Here is a 5,186-nt window from a genome sequence, read left to right as displayed (position 1 = left end):
GCAGGTCACCGTGGCGGCCCGTCCCAGCGGAATGAAGCTGTCCTCGGCCGTGAGCCGGTGCAGGCGGTGACTCTCAACGCCCCGCTCCACCAGGCCGGTAATCAGTTCCTCGCTGATCGAGCCGCTGCGGCGACACTCATCCACCACCAGCACCTGGTCGCAGTCGGCGACATGGCGATGAACGGCCTCATGGTCGATGGCGGTCAACCAGCGCAGGTCAACGATACGCAGGGCAATGCCTTCGGCCTCCAGGCGCACGGCGGCCTGCCGCGAAAGATAGACGCCGTTGCCATAGGTGACGATGGCGAGCTCGCGCCCCGCCCCCCACTGGCCCAACTCACCTACTGACAGGTAGTGCGCCGGCCCCGGGTCGGCGAAACACCACTGCTGGTCCCCCTCCTCGAGCAGGTCGCGATTGTGGTACAGGGCAATGGGCTCGAGCATGACCACCACGCGCTGCTCCTCGTCGGCCAGGCGTACCGCTTCCTGCATCAGCCCGACGGCGTCGGCGGCGTTCGACGGGCACGCCACCAGCAGGCCGGGAATATCGCGCAGCACGGCGATGGCGTTGTCGTTGTGGAAATGACCACCGAAGCCCTTCTGATAGCCGAGCCCGGCGATACGCACCACCATGGGGTTGGTGTACTGGCCGTTGGAGAAGAAGCTCAGCGTGGCCGCCTCGCCCCGCAGCTGGTCCTCGGCGTTGTGCAGGTAGGCCAGGAACTGGATCTCAAGAATCGGCACCAGGCCATTGTGACCCAGGCCGATACCGAGCCCGAGGATGCTCTGCTCGTCCAGCAGGGTATCGATCACCCGATGGGGGCCGAACTGTGCCTGCAGCTTCTGGGTGACACCATATACGCCCCCCTTGCGGCCGATATCCTCACCGGCCATCACCAGGTGCGGATAGCGGCTCATCAAGCGATGCAGCGACTGGTTGAGCAGCTTGGCCATGGGCGCGGGGGCGTTGTCGACGTCACCCTGCCACGGCTGCTGGCGACCTGGCCGCAATGGCGGCACGATGCTGGCCATGACCTGCTCGGCGCTTTCGAGCCGGGGACGGCGAATCGCCTCTTCGGCGACCTGGGCCACGCGGTCTCCCACGCTCGATAGAGGTCGCCAATCTGTACCTGGTCGAGCACGCCGTGGCGCTGGAGCAGCCCGGCGCTGACCAGCAAGGGGTCGCGCACCTCGTCGGCCTTGATCCGCTGTGGGGTCATGTAGGCCTGCTGGGCGTCGGAGCCCGCGTGGCCAAACAACCTCACGCAACGCATGTGCAGGAACACCGGCTGCCTGTGGCGGCGAGCGATGCGCGCTGCTTCACGGGCGGCTTGCCAGGTATCGAGCAGATCGAGGCCATCACAGCTCAGGTAATGGAAACCGGGACGAGCGCGCATGCTCGCCTCGATCCAGCCGTCGGGCGTGGGGGTGGAGATACCGATGCCGTTGTCCTCGCAGACCATCACCAGGGGCATGGGGGCGCCCTGGTAGGCGGCCCAGCCGGCGGCATTGAGTGCCCCCTGGGCGGTGGAATGATTGAACGACGCGTCGCCGAAACTGCAGACCACCACGCTATCCGCCGGCCATTCACCGCCGCCGCCCAGGCGTCGCCACAGGCCGAGCCCGTAGGCGGCACCCATCGCCTTGGGCAGGTGCGAGGCGATGGTACTGGTCTGGGGAGGGATATGCAGCGCCTTCGAGCCCAGCACCTTGTGGCGACCGCCGGAGACGGGGTCGTCGGACGAGGCAGCGAAGCTCAACAGTAGGTCCCAGAGCGGCGTCTGCCCAGGCACGCTGCGGCTGCGCTGGATCAGGAAGGCAGCGTCACGATAGTGCAGGAAGGCGGGATCGGTGGGCCGAAAGGCCCGGGCGATGGCGGCATTGCCTTCGTGGCCGGCGCTGCCGATGGTATAGAAGGCCTCGCCCCTGGCCTGCAGGCGGCGCGCATGCAGGTCCAGGTGGCGACTCATCAACTGGCTCTCGAACAGCTCGGCCAGGCCGGCGGGGCTGAGCCCGACCTCGTCGAGCGTCCACGCCTGTTCGGGTTCTGGCCAGTCGCCGGAACGCAAGGCAGAGAAGAACAGTTTTTCCTGGGGCAGCGGGTCGGCCACGGTAACGGGCTCCTGTCGGCATTCGCGAGGGTGAATGCCTACAGCCTAGCGCGCCTGCCTGATAAAGGGATAATATCGATATCCTTCATCAGGCATAGGCAACCCTTATGGATGTGCGCAGCCTGCGCTACTTCATCGCCGCCTACGAGAGCGGCTCGATCAGCGCCGCCGCCCGACGCTGCCATGTGGCCCAGCCCTCCATCTCCACGGCGCTGGGCCAACTGGAGGAGAGGCTCGGCACCCCGCTGTTCGAGCGGCACAGACGCGGCATCACCGCCACCGAGGAGGGACACCGGCTCTACCCCCTGGCGCGCCAGGTCAGCGAAAACCTGGACGCCATCGGCCGGTTGTTTCGTACCGATTCACCGCCCACCCCGGTCCGCCTGGGCCTGATGCGTTCTCTGGGGGCCAGTCGTATGACGACGCTGCTCAAGGAGTACATCGGCCGTGGTGACAACCTGGCCCTGACGCTGGTCAATCCGGAGGAGCGATGCGATGCACGCATCATCGGCGAGCAGGACCTGGCTCAGGGAGAGCGTTTCCAGCCGATCTGGCACGACAGCTATCGCCTGGCACTGCCCAGCGGACACCCCCTGGCCATGCAGACATCGATTGCCTTGGGCGATCTGGATGGACTGCCCTTCATCTGGCGCCACCCCTGTGCCGCCATGGAGCAACTCGCCATCGCCCTCAACGCGGCAGAGCTGCGCTGCCAGATACGAGCGCGCCTGCGCACCATCGAGTACACCCTGGGCCTGGTTGCCGCCGGGGTCGGAGCTTCCCTGGTACCGGCATGGCCGGAGATCCTCGCGCGACACGACGTGCAGTGCCGCCCCATCGACGGCCTGGCCATCCATCAGACCATTGGCGTCGCCTATCCGGCCCGCAATCCCCCTCCCGCCCTGGCACCGCTGCTGGCCCTGGGCAAGGAGGCGTGGGGTCAGGCCGGCAGCGACGAGGGTAGCCAATCGCGACCCGACGCCACGGCATCGTCCAGGCTTCGCCCCTCGCGGTAGAATGCCGTCAGCGCGGCGTGGAATGCCGCCGCCCGGTCCGACAGCCCCTCGCGCTCATAGCGCTCAGCCCTCGCCTCGACCCGGGCACGGAAGGCGTCACGATCCACCTCCGCCTCGCCACCCAGATTGTCGACGCTGACATTGAACTGGCGACCGCAGGCCCGCGTGAAGAGCAGCTCCAACGCCTGGGGTGCCACCTCCGCGGTCTCGAAGGCGCGCTGCTGCTCGCTATCGCGGCCGTCGGGAAGATACCAGTAGCCGTAGTCCTCCTGCCGACGCCGCCGCTCCCCGGCGATGCACCAGTGACTGATCTCGTGCAGGGCGCTGGCATAGAAGCCATGCGCGAAGATCACCCGATGATAGGAGCAGTCGGCATCGGCCGGCCGATACAGCGGCTCATCGCCACCGCGCACCAGCCGCGTATTGAAGGTGTCCTGGAAGAGTCCGTCGAACAGCGCGATCACATCGTCGAGTCGGTGGGTCACATGGCCTCCGGGTCATTGTGAGGACTCATTATAATCGAGGAGCCTTTCTCAGCGTTAAGTCCAACGGGCTACTGGTAACACAGCGGGCGAAAATCACCGCCCATTGCTAACATAACCGGCTCCCTCGGTCGTTGAGACGAGCCATTACGACGTCGTGGCGATCACTGTCGCCTGCATGGAGCATTATCCTTGGTTACGTTCCTCACCCAACTCGTCAGCGTCAGCCGCAAGGAAACGCGACCGCTGATCACCCTGGCGCTGCCGATCTGCGGCGCCCAGCTGGCCCAGGCCGGCATGAGCGTCGCCGATGTCATGATGACCGGACGCCTGAGCGCCACCGACCTGGCGGCGGTTTCCGTGGGTTCCAGTATCTGGCTACCGCTGATGCTGTTCATGACCGGCACATTGATGGGGCTCACCCCTATCGTCGCCCAGCTGCTGGGGGGAGGCACCACCGCCCGCATCCGCCCCAACGTGCACCAGGCACTCTGGGTGGCCTTGGCACTCGGCCTGGGCGCTGCCCTGCTGCTGTGGTTCACGGTGATGCCGATCTTCCGGCTGATGGAGGTGCCCGACGAGGTGGCAAGGCGCTCGGCAGCCTACCTCTCCGCCGTGGCCTTCGGCATGCCCGGGGTGGCCCTGTTCCAGGCCCTGAGAGCCTTCTCCGACGGCATGAACCACACCCGCCCGGCGCTGTGGATCAGCCTGGTGGGATTGGCCGTGAACATTCCCAGCAACTATGTGCTGATCTACGGCGGCGATGGTCTCACCGCCCTGTTCGGCGAGTGGCTGCCCGACTGGGTTCAGGCGCTTCCCGCACTGGGCGCCTTCGGCTGCGGTATCGCCACTGCGCTCTCCATGTGGGTAATGAGCCTGGCGATGATCGCCTACACCCGGCGCTCCCGGGCCTATGGCGAAGTCGAACTCTGGTGCGACCCCGCACCGCCCCGCTGGAAGCTGATCGGCGAGCTGCTCTATGTCGGCGTACCCATTGGCGTGGCGATCTTTGTTGAAGTGACCCTGTTCACCCTGATTGCACTCTTCATCGCCAGCCTCGGCGAAGTGACGGTCGCGGCTCACCAGGTCGCACTCAACTACACCTCGATCCTGTTCATGCTGCCGCTGTCGCTGAGCATGGCGTTGACCGTGCGGGTCGGCAATACCCTGGGGCAGGGCCGCCCCGATCATGCCCGTCTGGTGGCCTGGAACGGCATCGCCATCTGCCTGCTGGTGGCCGGGTTCAACAGCCTGCTGCTGTGGTTCACCGCCGAGCCGGTCATAGCCCTCTATACCCACGACCTCGAGGTGCAACGCCTGGCGGTTTCACTGGTCATACTGGCAATGGTCTATCAGGTTTCCGACTCGCTGCAGGTCAACCTGGCCGGAGCACTGCGTGGCTACAAGGATACGAGGATCGTCATGGTGATCACGCTGATCGCCTACTGGCTGGTCGGGCTGGGTGGGGGACACTGGCTGGGCATGCGTGGCCTTGCCGGCTGGAGCGAGCCCCTTGGGGTTCACGGCTACTGGATCGGCTTGATCGCCGGACTGACCGTAGCCGCCATGTTGCTCGG

General features: G+C 66.1%; 5 protein-coding genes. 2 read left to right on the top strand and 3 right to left on the bottom strand.

The features are described 5' to 3' along the window. Nucleotides 1-954, bottom strand: a 954-nt coding sequence (locus tag Q427_RS34665) for an alpha-ketoacid dehydrogenase subunit beta (RefSeq protein WP_331280692.1), incomplete at its 3' end; no start/stop codon positions are given. Then, on the bottom strand, nucleotides 918-2,111 hold the full coding sequence (locus tag Q427_RS34660) for a thiamine pyrophosphate-dependent enzyme (protein WP_231613866.1): 1,194 nt from the start codon (nucleotides 2,109-2,111) through the stop codon (nucleotides 918-920). The genes Q427_RS34660 and Q427_RS34665, both read right to left, overlap by 37 nt. Nucleotides 2,112-2,218: 107 nt before the next feature. Between Q427_RS34660 and Q427_RS22730 the strand changes: the two genes are divergently transcribed. Further along, nucleotides 2,219-3,127 (top strand): LysR family transcriptional regulator, encoded by a 909-nt coding sequence (locus Q427_RS22730; protein ID WP_051496616.1) that lies wholly within the window; start codon nucleotides 2,219-2,221, stop codon nucleotides 3,125-3,127. Here Q427_RS22730 and Q427_RS22725 read toward each other — a convergent pair. After that, nucleotides 3,052-3,612 (bottom strand): elongation factor P hydroxylase, encoded by a 561-nt coding sequence (locus tag Q427_RS22725; RefSeq protein WP_043517494.1) that lies wholly within the window; start codon nucleotides 3,610-3,612, stop codon nucleotides 3,052-3,054. The two genes, Q427_RS22730 and Q427_RS22725, sit on opposite strands and share 76 nt — an antisense overlap. A 189-nt stretch (nucleotides 3,613-3,801) precedes the next feature. On the opposite strand from Q427_RS22725, the gene Q427_RS22720 reads away from it, so the two are divergent. Next, nucleotides 3,802-5,186: MATE family efflux transporter (locus Q427_RS22720; RefSeq protein ID WP_043517492.1), on the top strand; the 1,385-nt coding region annotated here is incomplete at its 3' end.

Source organism: Halomonas sp. BC04, assembly GCF_000568385.1.
The sequence above is the reverse complement of the archived record's forward strand: the minus strand, read 5'-3'. Positions and strand labels throughout refer to the sequence as shown.